The 1,061-nt window shown below is 74.7% G+C and carries 2 protein-coding genes; both read left to right on the forward strand.

Going from position 1 to position 1,061, the window contains the following annotated elements; translation table 11 throughout:
* The coding region (locus tag IE269_RS42730) for a hypothetical protein (protein WP_318299715.1) at window positions 1-407 on the forward strand (407 nt) is incomplete at its 5' end.
* A 70-nt stretch (window positions 408-477) separates the two neighbouring features.
* Window positions 478-657 (forward strand): hypothetical protein, encoded by a 180-nt coding sequence (locus tag IE269_RS42735; RefSeq protein ID WP_189828770.1) that lies wholly within the window; start codon window positions 478-480, stop codon window positions 655-657.
* Window positions 658-1,061 lie beyond the last annotated feature (404 nt).

The raw sequence follows: 1,061 nt of genomic DNA on the forward strand, positions 1-1,061 counted from the left end.
ACAGCCGCGCCGAGGCCGCCGTGCCCGGACCCGCCCGACCCTACGGGTACGCGCCGTGGCACGACCACCGGGTGACTTTGCTGCTGGACGTGTCGATTACGCCGGGCAACACGCTCGGGTGGCCGAAGGTGTCGGTCGTCGTCCAGGAGCAGGAACCGGGCGAGCCGTGCGGATGGGCCCGCACGACCCGACTGCACGGGTGCCGGGCCGTGCTGGACCACACGGTGACCGAGATCAGCGCCGAACACGCACGGCTCGCCGACCGGGCCCGCACCACGCCGAGCATGCGCGGCGTACGGGACTTGGCCGAGCACACCGGCCGGTGGGTGCGCCAAGTGCGCCAGTCCTACCGGGCCGACCTCACCCTCAGCCGCGCCGCCCAGATCCGAACCCTGATCAAGGGCTGAACACCCCCCTCCCCCTGCCAGGGCGCGCCGGACGGCGGCGCGCCCCGCACCTCCCGAAAGGAATCACCCGATGAAGGGCTGCCCCTGCTGCTGCACGGTGTGCGACCACGGATACATCCGTGACGTCGTGTTCGACCCCGACACCCGGCGCAATGTCCCGCAGGACTCTCTCTGCGACTGCAACCGCGTACAGGCCCGGTTGTGCAAGCGGTGCGAGTCCCGCCCGTCGGCCGCCGACCACCGCGACTGACACCCACCCCGTCCCCGGGCGGCGCGCCCGCCGGTGGGCCGATCGCGGAGCGATTGACCCACCGGCCCCCACCCCCCACCGGCCCGGCAGCGCGGAGCGCTGCACCGTCTTCCGCCGCGTAGCGGCGGCGCNCGGCGGCGCACCTCCTTCGCGGAGCGAAGAGCGCGCCCAGAAAACCCCGCTACGCCCCGGGTCCGCGGACAGAGCACGTGCTCTGTCCGGCCGGGACGGGCCGAGCCCCCGGGCCGCCCCGCCCCCCTTGCGCGGACGGCAATCCGCACCCCTCACCCACAGCGAAGGAGCACCCCCGGTGCTGGACCACCCCGACAACGAGCCCGTCATCCCCCGCATCCCCATCCCCGCCCCCCGCCGCCCCGTCGACCAGCCCCGCATCCCCCGCCCCC

This window comes from Streptomyces spiroverticillatus (genome assembly GCA_014650415.1).
Taxonomy (GTDB): Bacteria; Actinomycetota; Actinomycetes; order Streptomycetales; family Streptomycetaceae; genus Streptomyces; species Streptomyces spiroverticillatus.